Here is a 24292-nt window from a genome sequence, read left to right as displayed (position 1 = left end):
GTCAGCCGTCGGCCTCGAGGCGGGCCAGCCGTTCGGCGCCTTCCTCGTCGAGATCGGCCAGCGCGCGCAGCTGCTCCGGTGTGATCCCATCCGGGAGCGGCACCGGCGCCGGGGTCCGCAGCGGCGGCTGCCAGCCGTCGTCAGGTGTCCAGCGCCGTACGACCCGGGCGGGCGCCCCCGCCACCACGGCGTGGTCGGGCACGGTCCCCCGCACCACGGCACCGGCCGCCACGACCACGTTCCGGCCGATCCGCGCCCCCGGCAGGATCACCGCGCCGGTGCCGATCCAGCAGCCCGGGCCGATCTCCACCGGCTCCATGCGCGGCCACTGCTTGCCGATGGGCTCGTGCGGGTCGTCGTAGGAGTGGTTGGTGGAGGTGACGTAGACGTACGGACCGAAGTAGCAGTCGCTGCCGATCGTGACCGTGGTGTCGGCGATGACGTGGCTGCCGCGGCCGAGCACGACCCCGTCGCCGATGCGCAGGATCGGATCCGGGCCGAGGTCCAGGTCCGGCATCAGGCCGGCGGTGAGGGTGACCTGTTCGCCGATGATGCAGTGGGAGCCGAGGCGGATCCAGGGTTCCCCGAAGACCGTGCCGAGCGGGAAGGCCAGCCGGGTGGCTTCGCCGATCGAGCCGAAACGGAAGCGGCCGGGGTTCTCGGCCGTCACCGAACCCGTGCGTTGCACCCAGGACCAGCCCGTGTGCACGGCCCGCTGCACCAGGTGGCGTCGCCAGGATGAGAACGTGTTCTTGCGCTTCGGCACGGGGTCACGTTACTCAGCGGTTGCCTTCGGCGAGAGGGCGGGCTGCTGTGATCTTTGCCCTACTCCGTGTCGTACCGTGCGTCGTACTACGGACGTGAGGAGACGGTGATGACGCAGAAGGCGCTGATCGTGGGCATCGGCGGGAAGGAGCCCCAGCTCGATGCGGAGGTGTTCGTGGCGCCTACGGCCTCCGTGATCGGCGATGTCACGCTGCATGCCGGGGCGAGTGTCTGGTACGGGGCGGTGCTGCGGGGTGACGTCGAGCGGATCACCGTGGGTGCTCAGGCGAATGTGCAGGACAACGTCACGCTGCATGCGGATCCCGGGTTCCCGGTGAGCGTCGGGGAGCGGGTTTCCATCGGGCACAACGCGGTGGTTCACGGGGCGACCGTGGAGGACGACTGCCTCATCGGGATGGGGGCGACCGTGCTGAACGGCGCCGTCATCGGGGCCGGGTCGCTGGTTGCCGCCCAGGCGTTGGTGCCGCAGGGGATGGTGGTGCCGCCCGGGTCACTGGTGGCGGGGGTGCCGGCCAAGGTGAGGCGGGAGCTGTCGGAGGAGGAGCGGCAGGGGGTCACCCTCAACGGGACCATGTACGCGGAGTTGGCGAAGGCGCACCGCGGGGTGCACGAGTAGGGAGTCCTACTCCCCGGCGCCTACCGGTTCTGCTTCTCGGTCTGCCGTCTGCGCCTTCTTGGCCTTGCGCTTGATGATCAGCATCGACGTCAGGCCGATCAGGAGCGCAGCTGCCAGGCCCAGGTACGAGAAGCGCTTCAGCCAGTCCTCGGCGACGACGCCCACGTAGTAGATGACGGCCGTGGTGCCGCCCGCCCAGCAGATGCCGCCGAGGACGTTGGCGATCAGGAACTTCCAGTACGGCATGTGGAGGACGCCCGCGAGAGGGCCGGCGAAGATGCGCAGGAGGGCGACGAAGCGGCCGAAGAAGACGGCCCACATGCCCCACTTCTGGAAGGAGCGCTCGGCGGTGGCGACATGGCCCTCGCCGAAGTGCCTCGGGAATTTCCTGCCCAGCCAGGCCAGCAGGGGCCGTCCGCCCTTACGGCCGATCGCGTAGCCGATGGAGTCGCCGATGACGGCGCCCGCGGTCGCGCACACCCCGAGCACGACCGGGTTGATGCCGGAGTGCTGGGAGGACATGAGCGCCGCCGAGACCAGGACGATCTCGCCCGGCAGCGGAATGCCCAGGCTCTCCAGACCGATCACCAGGCCCACCACCGCGTAGACGGCCGCCGGGGGCACCGTGTCGAGCCATTCCTGGACGTGCACCGCCGATTCCTCCCCTGTCGCCGTCCTTGTCTGCCGGAGCGTGGCTTGCGCCGTGCGCCCCAGGGGAAGGCTACCTGGTCGGCGGTGAACGGCGGCTCCCGCGCACACCCGGCGGCACCGTCCCGCCCCCGGTCCTTCGACTGTCGGACATCCCGGTGTCACGCAGGTGGGGAAGGCTCCCCCGCGGATTCGCCGCCCCGCCTCCCCCAGGTCCCCCGCCAGGGAGCCCTCCGCGGAAGGACGACGTCCCCGTGTCCTCACTGTCCCCGCTCTCCCCGCTAGCCTCACGTTCCCCGCTCTCCCCACCCTCCCTGCCGGCCTCGCCCGCCGCGCCCGAGGCTCCTGCCTGTCCCGGGCCGGAGGCTCCGGTGCGCCGTGGCTCCCTCATGGCCGCCCGGCCGGTCCGGCTCGCCCTGGTCCTGGCTCCGCTGCTGCTCGCCGTGGGCTGGGCCCTGGCCAACCGGCCCGTGGCCTACGCGGGTGTCGCGCGGCTGTTCGCGGCCGACCCGTGGTGGCTGCTGGCCGGGGGCGGCTTCGTCTGCCTGACCTGGGTCGGGGCCTCCTGTGTCCGGCAGGGTGCGCTGCCCGACCGGCTGCCGCCCGGGCTCCTGCTGGCCTCGCAGTTCGCCGCCGGTGCCGCCAACCATGCGCTGCCCGGCGGCCTCGGTGCCCACGCCGTCACGGTGCGCTTCCTGCGCACCCGGGGCGTGCCCCTGGACCGGGCGACCGCCTCGATCGGCCTGTACTCACTGGCCAAGTCCGGTGCGAAGACCGTCGTGCTGCTGGTGTTCCTGGCCGCCTCACCCGCCTGGCGGCGGCTCGGGGACCTGGTCCCGGACGGGCGGGTTCTGGTGCCCGTCGCCGCCGTCGCGGCCGGTGCACTCGCCGTCGCGGGCGTGCTGCTGACGGTCGTACGGCCGCTGCGGCGCCCGGTGACGGGGCTGCTGCGGTCCGCCCTCTGCGATGCGCGGGAGGTGCACCGCCGCCCCTGGCGGGTGCTGGCCCTGTGGGGCGGGGCGGCCGCGATGCCGCTGGTGCAGGGGGGTGCGCTGGTCTGCGTGGGGGCCTCACTCGACCTCGGGCTGCCCTGGGAACAGGTGATCCTCGCCTATCTGGCGGCCGGCACGGCCGTCGGGGCCGTGCCGGCGCCCGGCGGGCTCGCGGTGGACGCGGCGCTGGTGTGGACGCTCGTCGCGTTCGGCGCCTCGCCCGCGGTCGCCACCGCGACCGTCATCGGCTACCGGGTGCTGACCGACTGGCTGCCCCTCCTGCCGGGCGCCCTGGTGCTGTCGGCGCTGATCCGCGCCAAGGTGCTGTGAGCACCGTCAGCCAGGGTGTCGTGCGAACCGTTCACTCGCGGCGGGCGACCAGACGGTAGGCGTTGGACAGGCCCAGGCGGTGGGACAGGGGGCGTATCGCGAGCCGGTCGAGCAGGGTGGCCGTGAGCAGGGCGGGCACGCCCGCGAGGAGGAGGGCGGTGCGCAGGGCGCGGCGGCCGGCGCCGGGGGGCTCGGGCAGCCAGGGTGCGTCGTCGCGTGGGGCGGTGTGGTCGAGGGCCAGCCAGACGGCGGCGAGGAGGTCGACCGGGTCGTGCGGTTCGGCGTGCTGCTCGGCGACCACGGTGAAGCCGAGGGCGGTCAGCCGCCGGCGCAGGTTGGCGACCGGTATGAAGTGCAGGTGCTGCGGCTGGAGCCAGGGCAGCCACCAGCGGCCGAGCAGGCGGGCGTACCGGCTCTCCGGGTCCGGTACCTCGATCAGCAGATGCCCGCCGGGGCGTACGGCCTCGTGGGCGGCGCGGAGTTCGCGGTCGGGGTCGGTGCTGTGCTCGAGGTAGTGGAACATGCTCACCACGTCGTAGCGGGCGGCGAGATCGGGTGCGAGGTCGGGGAAGGAGCCGCGGTAGGCGTGCTCCACGCGGCCCTCGCGGGCGGCCAGTTCGACGCCGTCGGTGAAGTCGAGGCCGTCGAAGGTGGTGCCGGGCAGGACGGTGCGGGCGGCCTCGCAGAAGTGGCCGTGGCCGGTGCCGACATCGAGCCAGTTCTTCGGGGTGGGGTCGTACGACGCCATCGCCTCGGCGCGGCTGCGGTACATCGCGGTGCGGCCGCCGAAGGTGCCGCTCATGCGCTGTTCGCCGAGGCCGTCGTAGAAGTCGCGGTAGTAGAACTCCAGTCCCTCACCGGTCAGTTGGGGATTCTGGAAGGTGTGTCCGCAGTCCGTGCAGCGGTCGAGGGTGAATGCGCCGGGTTTGTGCTGGAGCAGGTCGGTGGTGTGCAGGCGGGTGGTGAGGCTGTCCGATCCGCACCAGGGGCAGGTGGTGCGGCGGGGTGCGAAGAAGCGTTCCGTGCCGTCGGCGAGGTCGGCCCGGTAGGCGGGGCGCAGGGCGGCGATGCGCTCGCTGTTCGTGCTGTGATCGCTCATCGGCTCTCCCTCATGGGCTGCTGTGTGAGGCCAGTCGTTCCAGGTGGGCCGCTGCCGCGCGGGCGCCGCCCGCCGCGCGGAACGCGGTGCGGACGCGGGTGGCGGCGGCCCGGTGGGCGCGGTCGTGCAGCACGGTGTCGAGGGCCTCGCCCAGCCGGGATGCGGTGACCCGGCCGAAGCGGACCCGGACGCCGGCGCCCGCGTCCACCACCTGGGCGGCCACCACGGGCTGGTCGTCGCGGATGGGCGCCACGACGAGCGGGACCCCGTGCCAGAGCGCCTCGCACACCGTGTTGTGCCCGGCATGGCAGACGACCGCGTCCATCCGCTCCAGCAGCGGGAGTTGGGGCACGGACGGCAGGACCAGTACGTCCTTGTCGGCGAGGTCGGCGGGCAGGGTGCCGCCCGGATCCACGATGACCCCCTGCACCCGGTCGGCACGTTCGCGCAGCGCGGTGCGGCACTCGGCGAGGAAGCGGCCGCCGGCGTCCGCGTTGGCGGTGCCGAGGGTCACCAGGACCTTCGCGCGGCCGGAGTCCAGCCGGTCCCAGGGGAAGCCGGGCCCGGCCGTGCGGTCGGTGAGGGACGGGCCGACGTAGTGGACCCGCTGCCCCAACGGCGCCTGAGGACCGATGAGTTCGGGTGTGCTGAAGATGAGCAGGAGGTGCGGCGAGTAGCGCGGGTCCGCGGTGCCGGCCGGGTCGCCGATCCGGGCGCGCAGCCCGGCCAGGCGCTGCCGCAGCCACTCGGCGACCTTGGGCAGCCCGTCGTAGGCGCCGGTGAACTCGGCCGAGGTGGTGGCGGAGGTCGCCCAGGGCAGGCCGAGGTGTTCGGCCACCAGGGCGCCGGCGAAGGCCTGTTGGTCGGCGACGACCACGTCCGGGCCGAACGCGGCGACGGCCGCGCGGACACCCGGGGCCATCGCGTCGGCGAGCGGCACCAGATACCACTCCCACAGGAACTTCAGCGCCTCCGCGCCCCGCAGGTCGGGCGGCCGTACGGCGCCCTCGACGCCCGGTACCGCGCCCGCGCATCCGAACACGTGCGCGTCCTCGCCCGCGAGGCGGTGCACCAGCGCCGGGTCGGCGCACGCCCAGGCCACCCGGTGTCCGTGTGTGGTGAGCCGGGCGGCGACGCCGACAGCCGGGTTGATGTGCCCGACCAGGGGCGGGACGACGAACAGGAACCCGCTCACCGGACCCCCGCCGACACGCCGCTGACGGAGTGGATCAGGTCCAGGATGTGTCCGCCCACGGTGGGGGCCGCCTCGACCAGCACCGAGTGCTCGTGCCCGGGCAGCACGACGGACCGGAAGTCGGTGAGCAGTTCCTCCATCAGCGGCACCAGGTCCACCAGGTCCGAGTCGCCGCCGTACACACCGAGGACCGGGCAGCGTACGGCCCTGATCCGGTCCTCGGTCAGCACCCTGCTGGCGGGGATGTCCCGGCCGAGGGTGGTCTCGCGGGCGAGCCGGGCGGCGCCCTTGGCGAGGCGGGCGGTGTTGTGGCCACGGTGGGCGGTGATCCAGGCGAGGGCGTCGGGCTCGTTGTGCGCGAGTTCGGTCAGCACCCGGCGCAGGATGCCGCCCAGTTTCACGGCCCAGGCGGCGGTCGCGGGCTCGGACTCGATCAGGGTGAGGCTGGCCGTGCGTTCGGGGTGGCGGGCCGCGTGGCCGAAGGCGATGGTGCCGCCGTAGGAGTTGCCGACGAGGTGCACGGGGGCGGTGATGTCGAGCCGATCGAGGAGGGCCGCCAGGTCGTCGATGTTGTGGTCGAGCGTGTAGCCGTCCGGCGGGCGTTCGCTGCGGCCGTGTCCGCGCAGGTCGTACATGACGACGTCGAGGCCGGCGGCCGCGAAGGCGGGGGCGACGGTGAAGTAGTAGCTGGCCAGGCTGTCGGTGAGCAGCCCGTGCACGAGCACGACCGTGGCATGCGGGGTACGGCCGTCCGGGGGTCCCATGCGCTGGACGTGCAGCCGGACTCCGCCGGTGTCGATCATCGCCATGGCTCAGCCCGCCTCCGTGGTCTTCAGGCTCCACACCACGTACTCCACGAGCCGACCCACGGTCAGCTCGATGATCTCGTCGAACTCCATGCCGGCCAGGAACTCGGCGAGGTTGACCCGCCGTCCGTACCGCTCCTCCAGCAGGCCCGCCAGGGTGACGAGGTCGATGCTCTCCAGTTCCAGGTCACGGTTGAAGGTGGTGGACATGCCGATCACCACGTCCTCCTCGCCGTACTCCTGGAGGAGGGTGCGGAGCATGCCGGTGATCTCGGCGAGCACGGTGTCGGTGGCGGGCTGCGCCGGCACCGGCTGGGTGGGGTTCATCGGGCGTACTCCTCGGCTGCTGCGTCGTCTTCTCCGTCAGGGACCGCCGGTCCCGTCGTCCAGGCGACGACGTAGGCGCGTGGGGCCAGGGACGGCGGATTGTTCACCTGCGTGCAGTGCACGGTGTAGGCGCGCTCCAGGCGGCCGGCGACCACCAGCCGGCTGCCGTCCGGGGCGGCCTCCCGCACGGCGAAGTCCCTGGGCCGGCCGCCGAATCCGACGCCCTCGGCCTTGGCGACGGCCTCCTTGGCGGCCCAGAACCGGGTGAACCACAGGGCCTGAGCGTCACCGCCCTGCGCACCGAGCGTGTGCAGGAGCCGCAGCTCGTCCGCGCCGAGGGCGGTGGCGAGGGTCGCGGGGTCGCGCGGGGTGACCTCCTCGATGTCGATGCCTGGGCCGGGGTGCGGGGTGTGCGGCCGTACGATCGCCACGCCCGCCTCGGCCCGGTGGGCGAGCGAGACGTCCAGCGGGGGCAGGGTGCGGCCGTGCACGCCGGTGACGTACGGGCGGCCGAGTTCGTCGTTGTGCACCCGCAGCTCCGCCGGGAAGACGGGCCCTTCGCCGTGCTGCCACAGCCACTGCCGTACGGCGTCCTTGACCGCGATCCGGCCCAGCAGCCACTGTCTGCGGCCGCGCGGCGGGCGCTCGGCGTACTGCGTGCGCTCCGCGCTGCCGAGCGAGTTGCGCATGATCAGCTCGCGCGAGGCGAGGTCCGGCCACCGCTCGTGGACGAGCGCCCAGCCGCCGGGCCGGGCCGCGGAGAGGGTGTGGCGCTCGGGGAAGCGTTCCACCGGCCGGGTCTGCGGGTCGTTGTCGAAGCGGCGGTCCTGCCAGCCGGTGAGCACGGCCCACACCCGGCCGCCGACGGTCAGCTCCGCGTCCGCCTCCAGGAGCGTGTCGGTGAGCGAGGTGATCCGCAGGAGACAGTCGACCCGTGTGCCGGGGGCGGGATGGGGTCCGTGGAACCGCATGTGCCGCATCTGCACCGGGAACACGACGGTGCGTTCCGTACGGGTCGTCATGATCCAGTAGCCGAGGAGCTGGCCGACGTTGTCCAGCAGCGCGCCGGGTGCCGCGGGTGCGGTGATCACTCCGCGGATGTGCCACTCACCGACGGCGGTCAGCTCGGTGAGGCCCTGGAACGCCGGGCCGTGGAACATCCAGCGGTCGCGGTAGATCCGGTCGGCGGTGTGCTCGGGGGCGCGTTCGGGGTCGTCCGGGCGCGGGCTCGGCGGGGGCGGTGCGGGGTGCCGGGGCGCGAGTTCGATCACGGCACGGGCCGTGGGCCCGAAGGTGACGGCGACACGGCCGGGCCGGCCGGGGTCGGGGGTGACGGTGACGGGCACGTCGACGGCGGGTGTGGCGGTGAGCCACCGGTCGAACCGGGCCCCGTGCACGGCGACCACGCGCATCCCGGGGGCCGCGCCCTCCGCCGCGTCCATCATGTGCCGGACGATGGTGGTGGCGGGGACCACCGGCCAACGGTCCTCCATGTCCGGCCAGTCGGGTCGCTGCGGGAAGAAGCAGTGGTCGAGGAGGTGGGGCATGGTGTGGGGGGAGATGTGGAGGGTTGTGGTGGTGGGGGTTGGCGTGGGCACGGGGGTGTGCAGGGCGGTGGCTCGAGCGGTGGTCCTCTGCGGTGCTGATGCCCCGTTGTGTCGACCACCTGCCGCGATCAGTACCGCCGCCGTGTCCGCTGTGTCCCGCAGCAGGGCGGTCAGCTCGGCGGCGGCGGGGAAGCGGGTGGCGAGGTCGTCGAGCGCGGATGTGCCCGGTATGGGCAGCGGTCCCGGACGGGTCGGCCGCAGCTCCGACCGCAGTGCGTCGAGGGTCGGTCCGGCCAGGGACACCAGGGCACCGTCCAGGTCGAGGGGGACGGGCCGGCGCCCGGGGATCGGCCCGGGGGTGCGGGACATCGCCGGTGCCACCCGCGCCCCCGCCACCCACAACGCCGTCGCGAGGCGTCGCAGTTGAGCCGTCCCCGTGCGGTGCGGGGAGTTGGCGGCGACGGCCAGGTGGTCGCGGTCGGCCAGGGTGTCGTCGATCAGGGAGGCCAGCCGGCCCGGGCCCATCTGGACGAAGGTGCGGTGCCCCGCCGCGTACAGGGCCTCGGACAGCTCGCGGAACCGCACGGGCTCCAGCAGGTGCCGTACGAACAGCTCGCGCACCGCCGCCTCGTCCTGCGGGAAGGGCGACGCGGTCGTCCCGGACCACACCGGCACGGTCGGCGGATGGAGCCGGAAGCGGTCGGCTGCCGCCTTGATGGGCGCCAGATACGGTTCGAGCATCGGCGTGTGGAAGCCGGATCGGAACGGCAGCACCTGGCACATGACGCCCTGGGCGCGGAAGGAGCGCACGAAGTCCTGGACCGCCGCGTCCGGCCCGCAGACCATCGACTGGCGGGGCGCGTTGTCGTGGGAGAGCACGATTCCGGAGCCGGCCCACTCCTCGGCGAGAGCCGTGCGGACCCGGTCGGCCGAGGCGCCCACGGCGGCGAAGGCGAGGCCCGGCACGGTCACGCTGTCCGGGTCGAACTCCCCCATGAACGCGTCCACTTGGGCGCCCGAGTACAGCCCGGCGGCCGCCATGGCCGTCCACTCGCCGACGCTGTGCCCGGCGACCGCATCCGGTACGACCCCCATGCGGCGCAGCGCGGCATCGAGCAGCCGGCCGACGCCGACGACCTCGAAGCCGTGCCGTCCGACGTCGCCGACCCGGACGTCGGTGCCGGTTCCGGTGAGCGGGGTCAGACCGAAGTGGGCGGCGATGCCGTCGGCGCGGGGCGCGAAGTCGCCTTCCAGACCGGGGAAGACGAAGGCCAGCTTGCCGCCGGCGGGCCCGAGCAGCGGGGCGGGCCGGAACCAGACGTCGCTGCGGCCCTGCCAGGCACGGCCCTTGCCGACGGCGCGGCGGGCCAGGGCGAGCCGCTTGGCGGTGGGATCGACGATGCCTAGGCGAGCCGGCCCGGCGTCGGGGTGCGGAAGCGCGGGGTCGAGGCCTGAGGTGAGGACTTTCGAGTCGTCGGCGTCGAGGAGGGCGGCGAGCGCGTCTACGTCGTCGGCGGCGAGCAGAAGGACGTGCTCGGGCTCGGCACCCCCCTCCGACCCCCGGGAACGGACGACCCCCTCCGACCCCCGGGAACGGACGACCCCCTCCGACCCCCGGGAACGGACGACCCCCTCCAAGCCCCGGGAACGGACAGAGGACCGAACGTCACCGGCGACGAGAACACGCTCGGCGTCCGGGGTCCGGTAGCGGGCGGGTGACCGTACGGCCCTGCCCGGTGCCTCTTCGAGCACCGCGTGGGCGTTGATCCCGCCGAAGCCGAAGGCGTTCACGGCGGCGCGCCGGACCGGCTGGTCCGGGCCGGTCTCCCAGGGGCGCGCCCGTTCCAGGGTGCGGAACCGGGTGGCCGCGAGGGCGGGGTGGGGGTCGTCGCAGTGGAGGGTGGGCAGGAGGGTGCCGTGGTACAGGGCGAGGGCGGCCTTGACCAGGCCGGCGACTCCGGCGGCCGGCATGGTGTGGCCGATCATCGACTTCACCGAGCCGAGGACGGGCCGCTCGCCCCCGTGGACCGCGCCCGGACCGAACACCTCTGCCAGCGTGGCGAGTTCGGCCGCGTCACCGGCCGGGGTGGCGGTGCCGTGGGCCTCCAGCAGGCCGATCGAGTGGGGTGTGGCGGGGTCGAGTCCGGCGGCCCGCCAGGCCTGGCGCACGGCACGGGTCTGGCCGCCGGGGTCGGGGGTGACGAGCCCGGCGGTACGGCCGTCGCTGGCCACGCCCGTCCCGCGGATCACCGCGTACACACGGTCCCCGTCGCGTTCGGCGTCCGCGAGCCGTTTGAGGACGACGACGCCGGTGCCCTCGCCGATGAGGATGCCGTCGGCCTCCCGGTGGAAGGGACGGATGCGCTGGGTCGGGGAGAGGGCGCGGAGCTGGGAGAAGACGCTCCACAGGGTGATGTCGTGGCAGTGGTGCACTCCCCCGGCCAGCATCATGTCGCAGCGGCCGGTGGTGAGTTCGGTGACCGCCTGGTCGACGGCGACGAGGGAGGAGGCGCAGGCCGCGTCCACGGTGTAGGCCGGCCCGCGCAGGTCGAGCCGGTTGGCGATGCGGGAGGCGGCGAGGTTGGGGACCAGTCCGATCGCGGACTCGGGGCTGTCCGGTCCGAGCCGTTCGGTGAACGCCTCCCGCACCCGGTCCAGTTGGGCGGACGACAGCTCGGGTAACAACTCGCCCAGTGTGCGGACGAGTTGGCCTGCGGTGCGCACCCGCTGGTCGAGCCGGACGAGGCCGGGGGTGAGGTAGCCGCCGCGGCCCAGGGCGACGCCGATCCGGTTCCGCTCGGGCAGCCGGTCCGCGCCGCCCGCGTCGGCGAGCGCGGCGGCGGCCACGTCGAGGGCGATCAGCTGGTCGGGCTCGGTGCCCGGCACCGAGGCGGGCATGATGCCGTACCGCGTGACCTCCACCTCGGCCAGGCCGTCCACGAATCCGCCGCGCCGGCAGTAGATCCGGTCGGCGACGGCGGGACCCGCGGCCGAGTCCGGGTGGTAGTAGTCGGCGTCCCACCGGCCCTCGGGGACGTCGCCGATCGCGTCCACGCCGTCGCGCAGGTTGCGCCAGTAGGCGCCGAGTCCTGCGGCACCGGGCAGCAGCACCGCCATCCCGACGACGGCGACGGGGGTCTGATGCTCCGTCATCTCACCAGCCCGAGGCGGTGTAGACGACGGCGCGGGCGGAGCGGTCGCCCCAGGCGAGTTCCCGGAGCAGGGCCGCGGTGCCCTCCTCCGGGTCGATCAGCTTCACCCCGCGGCGGGCGTACTCCCGGCCGAGTTCCTCGCCGACCATGCCGCTGTGGATGCCGGAGGGCGCCCAGGGTCCCCAGTGGACGGTGAGCGCGCGGTGGCCGGTGCGCTCGGCCCAGTCGGCGCCGAGGCGTTCCAGGGCGTCGTTGGCGGCGGCGTAGTCGGCCTGGCCACGGTTGCCGAGGACGGCGGCGATGCTGCCGAACAGCACCGTGAATCCCGGCCCGTCGGGCAGGTCTTCCAGCGCGGCGAGCAGGGCGGCGGCCCCGGCCGTCTTCGTGCCGTACACGCGCCGGAAGGACTCGGGGCTCTTCTCGGCGATCAGCCGGTCCTCGATCACCCCGGCGGCGAAGACGACCCCGTCGAGCCGGCCGTGTTCGGCGTGGATCTCCTTGACCGCCTGCAGTGCGGCGTCCTGCTCGCGGAAGTCCACCGAGCGGTAGCGGGCCTTGCTGCCGAGGGCGGCGAGTTCGGCGAGGGTCGCGGTGATCTCCCGCTGGGCGAGGATCAGTTCGGCGGCACGGTTGACCTCTGCGGGCGTCAAAGAGCCGGTCCTGGCGAGAGTGGCGCGCAGTTCGACGGCGGTACGGGCGGCAACGGTCCCGGGAGACTCGGACGCGGTGGGCGCAGGCGTACGGCCGACCAGTTCGATGCGGCAGCGGCTCGCCGCGGCCAGTGCGGCGGCGCACCGCGCCGTGATGCCCCGGGCGCCGCCGACCAGCAGCACCACGGAGTCCCGGTCGAGGCCGAGCGCGGCGGCCTCGGCGGCGCCGTCCCCGGCGGGTCCCGCACCGGTGCTGCCGAGCGGTCCCAGGGGCGCGGGCTCCAGCTCGAGACCGTGCCGCTCCCCGGCGGCCGTGCGCAGGACGACGGGGGCCGTCTCCGGCGCGAGCAGCTCGGTGAGCAGGGCGTCGGCCACGGCCGTGGGAGCGGTGTCGGGGACGGTGACGAGCCGGGCGCGGATGTCGGGGTACTCCCGGGCGATAGTGCGGAAGAGGCCGTGGAGACCGGCGGCCCGAGCCGCTGCCTCGCCGTCGGCCGGCTGGACGGCCAGCAGGCTGCGCGGGGCGCGCACCAGGGCCGCCTGGAGGACGGGGAAGGCCTCGGGCAGTACGGGAAGCTCCGGACCGGGGAGTGCGCCCAGGTACAGGACGCCGTCGGCCCTGCCGTCGGCCTCGTCGAGGAGATGGCCCTGGCCGACGGTCACCGTGTCGGCGCCGTGCGCCCGCAGCCGTGCCGTGATCTCGGCCGCCGCTCCCCCGCCGTCACCGACGAGGACGAACCGGTTGCCGCAGAGGGTGGCTGCCGGGTCGGCCGATGGCGGCGGGAGCGACACCGGACGCAGCTCGCAGCGCTTCGGGGCGTCGCCGAGGGGCTTCTGCACCTGCCCGGCAGCAGCTGCCCGATCGGCTTCCTGATCAGCCCCGGCTGTCCCGCCGACCCGCGCCGTCAGCCAGGCCGTCACCGCCGCCGCCGTACGCGCCTTGGCCAGCTCCTCCAGTTCCGCGTCGTCCAGGACCTCCGCCCCGCCCGCCATCCCCAGGCGTCGGGCGAGTTCGCCCGCTATCTCGGCCCGTTTGATCGAGTCGATGCTCAGATCCGCCTCCAGGTCGAGGCCGGGCTCGATCATGTCGACGGGGTAGCCGGTGCGCTCGCTGATGATCTCCAGGACGACGCGGTCGATGTCGTGCCCGGTCGTGGCGGCAGGTTCGGAGGAGGCGGCGGGGAGCACGGTCTGCGGAGGCGAGGCAGAAGCGGCGGGGAGCACGGTCTGCGGAGGCGAGGCAGAAGCGGCGGGTGCCGTCGGGGTCGTTCCGGGCGCCGCGCCGAAATAGGTGAGGAGCACATCGCGCTGGGCGGCGATCATCTCCCGGCTGGTGCGCAGGAATTCGGAGATCAGCGCGTCCCGGTCGGTCGGGGCGCCGTCCTGCGGGTTCGTCGTCACGGTCGTCTCCACGACTCGTCGGGCCGGTGCGAGGGCACCGGGGAGGAGTGCTCCGTCGGCGGTGCGGACGAGATGTCCGTCGACCGTCCAGCCGGGCCGCTGCGGCTCCGGTGTCCGGAGCGCGTCGACGGAGTCGCGGCCCCTGTGGAGCCAGGCGGTGCGCACCGGCAGCCCCGCGACGGCCAGGTGGGCGAGGGCGTCGAGCCAGCCGGTCAGGCCGCTGTCGGCGCGGGGCTCGCAGGCGACGGTGCGGTGCGGACGGTCGCCGAGGATCTGGCCGACGAGCCGGGTGAGCACGGTGCCGGGACCCGCCTCCACGAAGATCCGGGCGCCGGCCTCGTACATCGCCTCGATCTGTGCGGCGAAGGCGACCGGTGCGCCGATCTGGGCGGCGAGTTCGCCGCGTACGGCGTCGGCGTCGGGCGGGTACGGGGCGGCGGTGCGGTTGGCCCAGACGGGGAACTCGGGTGCCCGTACCGTCTTGTCCGCGAGGACTTCGGCGAACCGCTCCCCGGCGGCGGCCACCACCGGGCTGTGGAAGGCGCAGGCGACCGGGATACGGCGGGCGCCGAGGCCGGCCGCGCGCAACAGGCGTACGGCGATGTCGACTTCGGCCGTGGGGCCCGAGATCACGGACTGCTCGGGCGAGTTGTGGTTGGCGACGACGACCGACTCGGGCGCGCCCGCGGCGCGCAGTGCGCGTACGACGTCCTCGGCACCGGCTCCGACGGCGGCCATGGTGCCGGGTTCGTCTCCGGCGGCCGCCAGGATCGCGCTCGCGCGCTCGCCGCTCAGCTCCAGCAGAGTCTCGGGGTCGAGGGCTCCGGCCGCGCTCAGGGCGACCAGTTCGCCGTAGCTGTGTCCGGCCGCGAGGTCCGGATGGACGCCCGCGGTGGTGAGGAAGGCGTGGGCGGCGAGGCCCGTGATGCCGAGTGCGGGCTGTGCGGCCCGGGTGTCGGTGAGGGCGGCCCGGCGACGGTCGCGGGCGGCTTCGTCGAAGGCGGCGGGTGGGTACAGGGTGTCGGCGTGCGCGCGGCCGAGGTCCAGGTAGTGCCGCAGTTCGGGCAGGGCGACCAGCAGGTCGGCTAGCATGCCGGGCCGCTGGCTGCCCTGGCCGGGGAAGAGGAAGGCGACCTTGGCGTCACCGGCGACGGGATCGCCGGCCTGAGCGCTGGGCGCCGGTGCGGACGGGCCGGCCGAGGTGCGCCCCGCGACGCGGATTCCGGCCGCCGGGTCGTGCTCCCCGGCGAGGACGCGTCGCAACTGCCCGATCAACTCGTCCACATCGCGGGCCACGACCGCGGCCCGCACCGGTTCGTGAGAGGTGTCCGCGCGCCGGGCGGCGGCGAGTGCGAGGTCGCGCAGGCGCCAGGGGCGGCCGTCGGAATCGGCGGCCCGCAACATCTCCTCGACGTCCCGGCGAGCCGACGCCGTGTCCTTCCCGCGGAACAGGAACAGCTCGGCGGGCCAGGCGTCCAGGGTCTGCTGCGGCGGTACGGCGTCGCCGTGCGCCCCCACCACCACATGGAAGTTGGTCCCGCCGAAGCCGAACGCGCTCACCCCGGCGAGGCGTTCAGCGGCGGGCGCCGCCCAGGGCTGGGCACGCGTGTGGAAGGCGAACGGGCTGTCCTCCTCCGACCAGGCAGGATTGGGTTGGTCCAGGTGGAGGGTGGGCGGCCTGACGCCGGTGTACAGGGCGAGGGTGGTCTTGATCAGCCCGGCGAGTCCGGCGGCGCACTTGGCGTGCCCGATCTGCGACTTGACCGAGCCGAGCGCGCAGGTGCCGGTTTCGGCGCCCGCCTCGGCGAACACCTCGCTGAGTACGGTGAGTTCGGTACGGTCCCCGACGACCGTGCCGGTACCGTGCGCCTCGACCAGGCCGACCTCGGCAGGCGAGACGCCGGCGTTGCGGTAGGCGCGCAGCAGCGCGGCCCGCTGTCCTTCGGGGCGGGGTGCGGTCAGGCCGCGGGAGCGGCCGTCGCTGGCGGAGCCGAGGCCCTTGATCACGGCGTAGACGCGGTCGCCGTCGCGTTCGGCGTCCGCGAGTCGCTTGAGCACCACGCAGGCCACGCCCTCGCCGAGCGCGATGCCGTCCGCGCTGCCGTCGAAGGCGCGGGAGCGGCCGGTCGGCGAGAGGGCGTGCACCGAGGAGAACAGGACGAAGTCGTTGATGCCGTTGTGCAGGTCGGCCCCGCCACACAGCACGACGTCACTGCTGCCGGAGACGAGTTCCTTGCAGGCGACGTCGAGCGCGGCGAGGGAGGAGGCGCAGGCCGCGTCGACGGTGTAGTTGGCGCCGCCGAGGTCCAGACGGTTGGCGATCCGGCCGGAGATGACGTTGGCGAGCATGCCGGGGAAGGAGTCCTCGGTCAGCCGGGGCAGCTGCTCCTCCAGACCGTCGGGGACCTTGCCGTAGTACGACGGGAGGACGGCCCGCAGCGTGGCCGCGTTGGACAGGTCGCTGCCCGCCTCGGCGCCGAAGACGACGGAGGTCCGCGAGCGGTCGAACTCCCTTCCCCCATCGCCGTATCCGGCGTCGTCCAGGGCCCGGCGCGCGGCCTCCAGGGACAGCAGCTGGACCGGCTCGATGCTGCCGAGGGAGGCGGGCGGGATGCCGTAGCGCAGCGGGTCGAAGGGGATACGGGGCAGGAAGCCGCCCCATTTCGAGGCCGTGCTGCCGCTCTCGTGGTGCACGGCGGGGTCCCAGCGGTCGGGCGGGACCTCGGTGACCGCGTCGTGTCCGGTGACGATGTTGGCCCAGAAGGTGGCGAGGTCGGGGGCCTGCGGGAACATGCAGGCCATGCCGACCACGGCGATGTCGAGCGGGGCGGGGGGTGCCGGCTCCTGGGCCGGGCCGGCGGTCTGCCGCGCGGCCCGGGCGGCGAGGAGGTCGGCGGCGCCGTCGGTGACCGCGTGGTGCAGGGCCGCGAGGGTGGTGGTCGTCGAGCGGAGCACGGCGACCTCGCCGGCCATGAACATCCCGTCGCTGAGCTGCCGTTCCTCGTCCACGTCCGTCAACTCGCCCTGTGCGGACCGCTCGACGCCCTTGCTGGCGATGCGCAGCCGCCCCACGTTGAGGCGCTCCAGCGTCTCCCACACCTCGCGGTCGGGCAGGCCGGACGCGCGTAACCCGGCTTCGCGCTCACGGTAGTCGGCGGTGAAGGGGCTGGGGACGCAGCGGGTGGCGTGGCCGGGGGCGGTCTCCAGCAGGGCGGTCGTGGTGGCGGTCAGGACCTGCCGTTGGAACAGCGGCCGGATCGCGCCGTGCGTCACGGCCTCCTCGGTGAACAGGTAGGCGGTGCCCATGAGTACGCCGACGGCGGCGCCCCGGGCGGTGAGAGGTGCGGCCAGGGCGGCGGTCATCGCGGCGGACCGCTCGTCGTGGATCCCGCCGGCGAAGAACACCTCCAGCTGCCGCGCGGACTTCGTATCGGCATCGGCCAGGAAGTCTTCCAGTACGGCGAGTTGGGCCTCCCAGAGCGGGAAGGACGCCCGCGGTCCGACATGCCCGCCGCATTCGGAGCCCTCGAACACGAACCTGCGCGCACCGGCCTGCAGGAACTGCCGCAGCAGCCCCGGCGAGGGCACGTGCAGGAAGGTGCGGATGCCGGCCCGCTCCAGCGCCTCGGCCTGGGCGGGGCGTCCGCCGGCGATGATCGCGTGCGTGGGGCGCAGTTCCCGTACGGCTTCGAGCTGGGCGTTCCTGATGTCCTCGGGCGCGAATCCGAGCACGCCGACGCCCCAGGGCCGCCCGTCGAGCACGGCACGCGCCTCGGTCAGCAGGGAGCGGGTCCGCTCGCCGTCGGCCAGGGCCAGCGCCAGGAAGGGCAGCGCACCGTCCTCGGCGACGGCGGCGGCGAAAGCCGCCTGGTCACTGACCCGCGTCATGGGCCCCTGCGCGACCGGCAGCCGGGTACCGAGCGCCCGGCTCATGGGCGAGCCGGCCCGCAGAGCGCGAGCGGGGCCGCGGTGGCCCGATCCCACGAACCCACGGCCGACGGGCTCGACGGGTCCGCCGCCGAACGGCTCCAGCGGTCCGCCGCCGACCGACCCCACGGGTCCGGCACCGGTCGACTCCGCCGGTCCGCCGCCGACCGGTTCCACGGGGCCGACACCGGGCGACTCCACCGACCCGCCGCCGACCGACCCCGTCGACGCGGCACCAACCCGCTCCACGGGCTCGGCACCGTTCGTCTCCGCCGCCGCCACGACCTCCCGTATCGCCGCTCGCACCTCCCGCACCGTCCGCCGTACATCCCCCCACCGCTCGGCGAACCGTGCGGCGAGGAAGCCGTCCTGGCCCACCGGCAGGAGTTGGCGGCGCAGGTCCCGCGCGCCGAGCAGGGACGCGACCGAGGCGGTGTCGTCGGGCGGTGGGGGTGGGGTGTCGGGGCCGCGCCGGCGCAGCACCCGGTGTCCGGCGATGACCACCGTCTCGGAACCGTCCAGGGGGCGCAGCACGGCCCGGACCGCCTCCGGCAGCCCCGACTCGGCCAGCAGGGCCAGCTGGCTGTCGAGGACGACACCGGCCGCGCCACCGGCCACGGCGGCCGCCGCCGTACGCGGCCCGATGCCTCCACAGGCCCAGACCGGGACGTTCAACTCGTCGCCGGAAAGGAGGAGTTGGAGCAGCATGAAGGTGCTCAGCCCGCCGACCCGGCCGCCGCTCTCGGCACCTCGCGCGATCAGCCCCTGAGCCCCGGCACGGACCGCTTCCCGCGCCTGGTCCAGGTCCGTCACCTCGGCCAACACCCGGTGCTGTGCGGCGACTTCGCCGGGGTTCCAGAGCGCATCCGGGGCCAGGACGACGGTGTCGGGGGCACCGCCCAACGCGCTGGGGTCCAGGGCGCAACGCCCGGTCACCCGCACTCCGAAGGGCCCCGGCGCCGCCTTCCTCAGCCGGTTCAGCTCCTCGCGGGATCTTCGGTCGCCGTTCCCGAGGTCGAGGATTCCGAGGGCGCCGGCACCGCAGGCGGCCGCGGCGAGCCCGGCGTCGGGTTCTCCGAAGGGGGTGAGACAAAGGATCAGGTCGTGGGCGCGCACAGGGGAGGTCATGATGCTCCGAAGAATCGGCAAGACAGCACGGTGGGGGGTGTGCGGCAGGACACTCTGGTGCGGCCACCGGAACCTAGCGAGGTGCTTACTCGCGGGTCAATAACGCCGCGTCCATTTCGCGGGCGGGGGCATTGATTCGGCCAGCGCTCCGAATTCCTCCACAAGCGCCGAAAATCCGATCAATCCCCTGCGGTGGCAGGGCCGCACGGGTCCCGGGGGCCGCCTCGGCACACGCCTCAGACCCGCCGACAGGCAGGTGCATTCACCGCGCCCTCACCCGGCGGCAACATGTCGGAACACGATCCCGGTTTCCGTAAATTCCGGATGACGTCCGCCCGGTGGCTCGATCCCGGCGGACCGGACGACCGGAGGGCGGCACGGCCCGGGGACGGCGAGCGAGGGCCACCTGCCTCGGTGGCCCTCGGACGTCAGCCGAGCGGCAGGCCGACAGCGGTCGGTAGGGAGGCGACGGTACCCACGACCGGAGAGACGATCCGGCCCACCGGACCCTCGGGCGGGCCGGATTCCGCCGGCCGGGGATCCTCGTGGGCACCGACCTGGGCGACCCGGGTCTCGTACTCCGGCTCTGCCCCCTCGCCCCCCTGCCCCGGCAGCTCCCACGGGGGCTTCTCGCCCGATCGCCCGGGCGGCTGCTCGTCGGCCCGCTTCGAGGGCTCGGGCCGTACGGGGTCCGGCGGGGCAGGCTGCTGTTGAGCCGCCACCCCCGGTTCCAGAACCCATCGCTGTCCGCCGGACCCGTCGCGGGCCGCGACCACCACGCGCGCCGACGAGTCACCGGAGTCCGGGGCGAGGGCGAGCCCCTTGGGCCCCCGGAGCAGAAGTTCGCCCCCGACCGTGAGGTCGTACGACACCGTGCCCGCGTGCCCGACGCAGCGGGACACCATGACGCTCCGCGCCCCGGGTTCGGCGGCCAGGCAGAGGGTGGGATCGACGGCGCTGCGCAGCAACCCGTCCTCCTGGTACGACCACTGCTGCGACCCGGCGGACGAGCACTCCGCCAGCAGGACACCGGCGCCCGCCGCGACCCTTCCCCCGCTCACGTCCAGACAGCGGCCGGAGGCGAGGCTGCGCAGCCTGCCGTGGGCCACCTCGACGGGCTCGCCGACCGAGGCGGCGGACGGGGAGGCGACGGAGGGCCGCTCGCTGCCGGCGGCGGTGGCGCCGGGCCGGGCGGGGTGGCCGACGGGGGCACCCCAGGTGGCACCGGATCCCGGGACAGCGTTGTCATCGGACCAGCCCTTGGCCACGAGCACGGTCGCGAGCAGCGCGAGCGAGGTGAGGCCGACGCCGACCGCCAGGGCCGTACGGCGTCTGCCCTCGGGCAGTGTGCGGTGCCGGCCGCCGACCGCCGGGCCTTGGTCCCGGGGTGCGGACGGCCACTCCTCCGGGGCGCCGCGGCCGGGGCGGGAGTCGAGATAGCGGCGGGCGCCCCAGCCGAGCACGGTCTCGGCGAGCAGGACGTCCAGGCTCCCCTCGAAATGACCGAGCTGTTCGGCGGCGTGGCGGCAGTGCCGGCAGGACGACAGATGATGCTGCACATCCGGGAGCAGGGAGCCGCCGCGGCGAATGGGGACGTCCAGGAGGCGGTTGTAGAAGCGGCATTCCCTGGACGGCGCGAGTTCCCGGTGTGCGCGTACGCAGCCGGCCCGGAATTGCTCGCGGGCCTGTTCCAGGGCGGTCGCCGCGGTGGCCGTGTCGATCCCCGACAGACCAGCGGGTATGTTTATGGGGTCGGCCTCGACCTCGGTATGCCACAGAAGACATTGGGAGGCGCTGGGGAGGGACTGGAATGCGCGTTCGGCGAGTTGCCGCCTTACGGGCGTGGCGGTCGACGCGGCGCGCAGACCGCGGCCACCGGTGGGTTTGCGCAATTCCGGTACGACTACGCAGGCGCCCTCGTCGCCGGCCCAGACGCGGACCGTCTCGCGGACCGCGACCAGCAGCTGCGGACGCAGGGCACCGCCCGCGGCTCCGCCCGCCAGCCGGCCGAGCACCTGATGGAAGGCGTACGTGGCCACGAGCTGCGCCGGAGGCCCGGCGGCGGCCAGGCAGACGATCGCGTAGTCGCGAGTGGCCCGCCAGTGCCGGGCGAGCAGCAGGGCGACGGCGTGATGGCGGCCGTCACCCCGTCCGGCCAGCTGGGTGACGAGATTGCGGTCGGACTCCCCCGGCATGGAACCGGGGCGTGGCGGGAACGGCGGGCGTGGGGGGTGGGGGGACTGCACGGAACACCATTTCCTTTCCAGTCGCAGGACGGCATCCGAAATGGCGTCCCGTCGGAAAACAGTGCCTGATTGGTGCATACCTATGAGGGCCGGCCTTCCCGTTCGGTCCTGACCTTTGCCCTCTCATGGGGAGGCTCACCTTCGCACACGCGCCTCACAGGAAACAAGAAGCTCGAATGACCCCACTTCAAAGTCGTGGAAATACACGACAGTTACCGGCGGTATCGGCAGGCGTCTGCGATGCGCGGGTTGCACAACGGTCAACTTGTGCACACCGAAAGCCGGATGGCACACGAAATCTCCAACTTCCCGTGCGCTTGGACGCCGTACGCGATCCCGCTCGGCTCGCGGACATCCACCACATCCGCCAGGGCGACCCGCTCGGCCTCGGCCACGCCGTCCTGTGCGCCCGCCACCACGTCGGGAACCAGCCCTTCGCCGTCCTGCTCGGCGACGACCTGATCGACCCGCGCGAGACCCTGCTCCGCCGCATGGACCTGGCCGCCACCGGCATGGTGCACGGGGTCGTCTTCGACGGCCTGCGCTACGACACGGGCGACAAGGCCGACTATCTGCGCACGGTGGTCCGCCTGGCCTGCGCACGCCCGGACCTCGGCCCCGAGTTCAGGGGCCGGCTCACGGAGTTCGTGGCCACGACCTCGCCTCCCGAACGAACCGGAACCGGCACGGGTTTCGTCGTATCCAGCATCCGGAAGCGGCCACGGACTGCTTCAACGCTGTGTGTACTGTCCGTCCGCTCGCAGCTGAGCATCATTCATCCTCAGGGAGGACTCCTTGAAGAACCGCACGGCCATGGCCGCACTCACCGCCGTCACTGCCGCCCTCGGCATCACCGCACCCGCACACGCCACCGGCACCCCCACCACCGACGACGTCGCCGCGATCCGGTTCGTGTCCGTCCACTGGTGGGACCCGTCGTCGAACGACACGAACACGTACGTACAGTTCAAGAACACCGGCACCACAACAGTCGACCTCGGCGGTGCCACGCTGGCGACCCTCGACCAGGACAACGGCGTCAGATACGACATGAACTTCGGCCCGGGCACCAAGCTGGCGCCCAGGAAGACGATGGTCGTCACCATCGGAAACCGGCCCAAGCTGCCCAACTACTACGCGTGGAACCACGAGTTCGGGGTCTTCTACAAGCAGCTCGCCCTCATGCCCGCGAACCACGAACTGTACGGCATCGGCTGCATGCTCAACCCGGTCCCCGACTACGGCTACGACGTGCACAAGGGTCCCAAGTACGCGGACAGCTTCTGCTCCGGCTACAGCCGCTCCACGGTCCGCCTGTCCAAGGTGTACTCCGACTCGCCGGGCGCTGACACCCGCAGCAACTCCAGCCTGAACGCCGAGTACGTGCAGCTGAAGAACTACGGCACCAAGGACGTGAAGATCGGCGGGGACACGATCTACAACGGCGTCGACAGCCTGTACAAGCTGCCCACGTTCACCCTCAAGGCCGGGAAGACCGTCACCGTGCGCACCGGAAAGGGCACGAACACGACGAGCACCCTGTACATGAACCGTACGTCGTACTTCTGGCCGAACCGGAAGTCGTCCGGGTTCCTGTCCGACAGCAGCAACCGGCGCCTGTCGAACTGCTCCTACGACGATCACGAGCACCAGGGCTGGCAGTACTGCACCTACAACTGAACCAGAACAGCCGAAGCCCCCGCCCCCGGAGCGAGCATTGCTCACCTCCGGGGAGGGATTACGGGACCCGCAACGGCCCGCGGCTCACTTCTCCTGGTCGATCGGCCGAAGTGTCCAGAGAACGTTCATCTCGCCCGTCACGGCCCCGTCCGCGCGCCGGATCTCGATCGCCACCGGGAACTCGGGGCGCTGCCCCGCGTCCAGCTCGGCCACGACCTCGGCGGCCGGGCGGCCCAGTGTCGCGGTCGCGGTGACGGCGCCCATCGCCAGCTTCTTGTAGGCGATCTCGGCCCGCACGGCGAGCGGCACGGCACGCGAGAGCTGGTCCCCGAACGCGGCCAGGACGATGGCGCCGCTCGCGGACTCCCCGAGCGTGAACATCGCACCGGCGTGCGGGCCGCCCACGTGGTTGTGGTACTCGCCCTGGTCCGGCAGGGACACCACGGCCTGCTCCGGAGAGGTCTCCAGGAACTCCAGGTTCAGGGTCCGGGCCATGGGCACGGTGGCGACGAGCATGTCGCCGATCGACATCTGGTCTGCGCTCATACCCCTCATGTTACTCATGAGTAGCAGCGGCTGACCAGAGCCGTGGCGGCAGCGGATGAGATGAGCCACCGCCCTGACCCCGAGTCGCAACAGCCCTGGCGAGGGGCAGTGACCGAATCGTGTCCCTGGCGCCGCTAGTGTGGGCGCCCATGTGGCCAGGACAGCAGCCGCCCGGGGGCGAGCAGAACCCGCAGAACAACCCTTACCAGCAGCCGGGGTACCAACAGCCGAATCCGTACCAACAGCCCGGCTACCAGCAGCCGGGCTACCAACAGCCTGGCCCCTACGCCCAGCAGCCGCAGTGGGGTCCGCCGGCACCCGCGGGCGCCCCGCAGCCCTCGCCGGGCGGCGCCGGAGGCGGCGGGAACCGGACGAAGGTCGTCGCGATCGTGGCCGCCGCGGCCGTGGTGGTGGCCGCCGGTGTGACCGGGTTCCTGGTCCTGAACGGCAAGGACAAGAAGGACGAGGCCGACAGGCCGAACAAACCGTCCACGTCCGCGTCCGCGTCCACCGATCCGAGTGCGTCCGCCTCCGGGTCGGACGACAACCCGCGCGGCAACGAGACCGAGAAGCCCACCATTGCGGGCTGGAAGGTCGTGGTGAACCCCCGCTGGGGCGTCGCCTACGACGTGCCCGCGGACTGGGAGGTCCAGTCGCCCGGCCTCACCATCGGGTTCGATCTCCCGAACGAGAAGGACAAGAGCATCAACATGACGGGCACCGCCGAGTACAAGTCGAAGTGGTGCACTTCCGACGACGACAAGGACGGCCGCACCAGCGACACCGCGCTCGCCGTGGTGGGCAGCAAGGGCGCCAGCGGCGCCAAGGACACCGACGAGATCGCGATCAACACGCCCCCCTGGTGGGTCTACGGCGGCTACACCCAGCCCGACAAGAAGAGCATCTCCTTCGCCAAGAAGACCACGCCGTTCAAGACGGCCTCGGGGATCCAGGGCAGCTACGCCTGGGCCCAGTCGACCCACACGCCGAGGAAGGGCAAGTGCGCGAGCGACGGACAGGCGCTCACGTTCGGCTTCAAGAACTCCGCCGACGACTACGTGTCGTTCAACTTCTACGGCGCCAAGGGCGTGGACGGGGCAGTCCCCAGGGCGACCGTCCTCAAGGTCCTCAGCACCGTCCGGCTCCACGGAACCCCGACCGAGTGACGCGGACCACGGACGTTGCGGCCCGCCTCGACGGGGCGGGCCGCAACTAC

At 73.2% G+C, this 24292-nt stretch carries 14 protein-coding genes and 1 pseudogene; 5 read left to right on the top strand and 10 right to left on the bottom strand.

Going from position 1 to position 24292, the window contains the following annotated elements; translation table 11 throughout:
• Nucleotide 1: 1 nt before the first annotated feature.
• Complete coding sequence (locus ACZ5DS_RS32115) at nucleotides 2–766, bottom strand: acyltransferase (protein WP_468245494.1); 765 nt, start codon at nucleotides 764–766, stop codon at nucleotides 2–4.
• 108 nt (nucleotides 767–874) lie between these two features.
• On the opposite strand from ACZ5DS_RS32115, the gene ACZ5DS_RS32110 reads away from it, so the two are divergent.
• Nucleotides 875–1402, top strand: a complete 528-nt coding sequence (locus tag ACZ5DS_RS32110; RefSeq protein WP_468245492.1) for a gamma carbonic anhydrase family protein — start codon at nucleotides 875–877, stop codon at nucleotides 1400–1402.
• Between the two features lie 6 nt (nucleotides 1403–1408).
• Here the strand turns inward: ACZ5DS_RS32110 and ACZ5DS_RS32105 are convergent, their stop codons facing one another.
• The gene (locus tag ACZ5DS_RS32105; protein WP_468245489.1) at nucleotides 1409–2053 is read right to left on the bottom strand and encodes a DedA family protein; all 645 of its coding nucleotides are present in this window, start codon (nucleotides 2051–2053) and stop codon (nucleotides 1409–1411) included.
• A 368-nt stretch (nucleotides 2054–2421) separates the two neighbouring features.
• Between ACZ5DS_RS32105 and ACZ5DS_RS32100 the strand changes: the two genes are divergently transcribed.
• Nucleotides 2422–3372, top strand: a complete 951-nt coding sequence (locus ACZ5DS_RS32100) for a lysylphosphatidylglycerol synthase transmembrane domain-containing protein (protein ID WP_468245487.1) — start codon at nucleotides 2422–2424, stop codon at nucleotides 3370–3372.
• A 31-nt stretch (nucleotides 3373–3403) separates the two neighbouring features.
• On the opposite strand, the gene ACZ5DS_RS32095 is transcribed toward ACZ5DS_RS32100, so the two are convergent.
• The 7 genes from ACZ5DS_RS32095 to ACZ5DS_RS32065 form a co-directional block, all read right to left on the bottom strand.
• Complete coding sequence (locus ACZ5DS_RS32095) at nucleotides 3404–4471, bottom strand: class I SAM-dependent methyltransferase (RefSeq protein ID WP_468245485.1); 1068 nt, start codon at nucleotides 4469–4471, stop codon at nucleotides 3404–3406.
• A 10-nt stretch (nucleotides 4472–4481) separates the two neighbouring features.
• Nucleotides 4482–5666, bottom strand: coding sequence for a glycosyltransferase (locus ACZ5DS_RS32090; RefSeq protein WP_468245482.1), 1185 nt, complete (start codon nucleotides 5664–5666; stop codon nucleotides 4482–4484).
• Nucleotides 5663–6475 carry an alpha/beta fold hydrolase gene (locus tag ACZ5DS_RS32085; RefSeq protein ID WP_468245480.1) on the bottom strand — a complete coding sequence of 271 codons (813 nt, stop codon included), beginning with the start codon at nucleotides 6473–6475 and terminating at the stop codon, nucleotides 5663–5665. The genes ACZ5DS_RS32090 and ACZ5DS_RS32085 overlap by 4 nt, the downstream gene beginning before the upstream one ends.
• Before the next feature lie 3 nt (nucleotides 6476–6478).
• Nucleotides 6479–6799, bottom strand: a complete 321-nt coding sequence (locus ACZ5DS_RS32080; RefSeq protein WP_468245477.1) for an acyl carrier protein — start codon at nucleotides 6797–6799, stop codon at nucleotides 6479–6481.
• The gene (locus ACZ5DS_RS32075) at nucleotides 6796–11499 is read right to left on the bottom strand and encodes a beta-ketoacyl synthase N-terminal-like domain-containing protein (RefSeq protein WP_468245476.1); all 4704 of its coding nucleotides are present in this window, start codon (nucleotides 11497–11499) and stop codon (nucleotides 6796–6798) included. The genes ACZ5DS_RS32080 and ACZ5DS_RS32075 overlap by 4 nt, the downstream gene beginning before the upstream one ends.
• Before the next feature lies 1 nt (nucleotide 11500).
• A complete protein-coding gene (locus ACZ5DS_RS32070; protein WP_468245474.1) occupies nucleotides 11501–18604 on the bottom strand; it encodes an SDR family NAD(P)-dependent oxidoreductase in 7104 nt (2367 codons plus the stop codon).
• 428 nt (nucleotides 18605–19032) lie between these two features.
• Nucleotides 19033–20799 (bottom strand): ricin-type beta-trefoil lectin domain protein, encoded by a 1767-nt coding sequence (locus ACZ5DS_RS32065; protein ID WP_468245472.1) that lies wholly within the window; start codon nucleotides 20797–20799, stop codon nucleotides 19033–19035.
• A gap of 362 nt (nucleotides 20800–21161) precedes the next feature.
• On the opposite strand from ACZ5DS_RS32065, the pseudogene ACZ5DS_RS32060 reads away from it, so the two are divergent.
• Nucleotides 21162–21503 (top strand): annotated as a pseudogene (locus ACZ5DS_RS32060) (hypothetical protein); the annotation flags it as partial.
• Between the two features lie 142 nt (nucleotides 21504–21645).
• The gene (locus tag ACZ5DS_RS32055) at nucleotides 21646–22530 is read left to right on the top strand and encodes a lamin tail domain-containing protein (RefSeq protein ID WP_468245470.1); all 885 of its coding nucleotides are present in this window, start codon (nucleotides 21646–21648) and stop codon (nucleotides 22528–22530) included.
• A gap of 84 nt (nucleotides 22531–22614) precedes the next feature.
• Here the strand turns inward: ACZ5DS_RS32055 and ACZ5DS_RS32050 are convergent, their stop codons facing one another.
• Nucleotides 22615–23076 carry a DUF4442 domain-containing protein gene (locus tag ACZ5DS_RS32050; RefSeq protein ID WP_468245469.1) on the bottom strand — a complete coding sequence of 154 codons (462 nt, stop codon included), beginning with the start codon at nucleotides 23074–23076 and terminating at the stop codon, nucleotides 22615–22617.
• Between the two features lie 149 nt (nucleotides 23077–23225).
• Here ACZ5DS_RS32050 and ACZ5DS_RS32045 point away from each other — a divergent pair, with 149 nt between their 5' ends.
• A complete protein-coding gene (locus tag ACZ5DS_RS32045) occupies nucleotides 23226–24242 on the top strand; it encodes a DUF8017 domain-containing protein (protein WP_468245466.1) in 1017 nt (338 codons plus the stop codon).
• The last annotated feature ends 50 nt before the right edge of the window (nucleotides 24243–24292 follow it).

Source organism: Streptomyces sp. NPDC031100 (assembly GCF_055570785.1).
This window is presented reverse-complemented; position numbering and strand designations above follow the sequence as displayed.